The organism is Aurantimonas sp. 22II-16-19i (assembly GCF_002088275.1).
GTDB lineage: Bacteria > Pseudomonadota > Alphaproteobacteria > Rhizobiales > Rhizobiaceae > Jiella.
Genome location: NZ_AQQS01000086.1, coordinates 1 through 998 on the forward strand (window position 1 = coordinate 1; position 998 = coordinate 998).

The 998-nt window shown below is 65.5% G+C and carries 1 pseudogene; it reads right to left on the minus strand.

What is annotated here, in order from left to right:
• Positions 1 to 670, minus strand: a pseudogene (locus tag ATO4_RS26700) (hypothetical protein); the annotation flags it as partial.
• Between the last annotated feature and the right edge of the window lie 328 nt (positions 671 to 998).

The following is a 998-nucleotide window of genomic DNA, read 5'->3' on the forward strand; positions in this document are numbered from 1 at the left end:
CCATCGTGTTGAACGCCCATTCGGGCCACGGCACCCATGGTTCGCCGCCAGGCACCTTCTCCGTGAAAGAGACAGGATTGGTCTTGGAGTAGCCGCGGGGAATGCCCCAGCCGATCAGGCGGGACAGGCACGCGCGAAACTGATTGGCCGTCGCCGGTGTCTCGGCGAGCGCATCGATCGCCTCCTGCGCATCCGGCGTGCTCAGATCGGCCGGCAGATCGTCGCCCCAGATGTCGCGGATCAGCCGCAGCGACCTTTGATAGCCTCGCCGCGTCGAATGAGACAGTGAGGACCACGACGCATTGTCGACGGCTTCGAACGCATCGCAGAGCGCCGTGAAGTCCTTGCGCTCGTCATGCACACGCTTCTGTGCGGCTCTGTAGGCCTTCTGGGCGGCCTGCCAGAAATCGGCGTCCTTGTGGCCGGGAAGACGCTTCCCGCCGATGGTGAAGCCGTCCTTGTCGCGGTGCAGGGCCGCGCAGATCGCGTGGCGCTCGGCGAACTCCGGTTCGAACGGATCGGGGAGGGCGATGGACGGCCAAGCATGGACGGTATTTCGCCCCCGGGTGTAGAAATAGTAGCTGATGGCAGTGCGGCCGGCTCGGCGCTTGATGACGCGGTGCACGTGCCGGGGAAGCTCAACCACCCCGGTCTTGCCGGATCTTTTCACGGAAACGCGCTCCCATGCTGGTTGCTGCCTCCTCAGCGAGGCCGAGTGCTCGATCGAGGTCCGATCGATACCAGAAGCGTCGGCGCCGACTTTGCTCCACGCGCGGGTGAGGGTAGTCCTTTCCGACGCGCTGGAGGAAGTCCTCGACGTGCTTCTCGCCGCAGTAGCCGGCGGCAAGCTCCGCCGGCATCCTGGGCGGCCAACTTCCCGCTGGAATGGAGGATGGCCGGCGCATCGGCTCAGTAAGCGCCGTCGCTGCTGGACTCGGTTGCTCGGCTTGAGCAGCCAAGATCGCGAAGGATGGACGCGACCAGCCGCATGTCGGTGG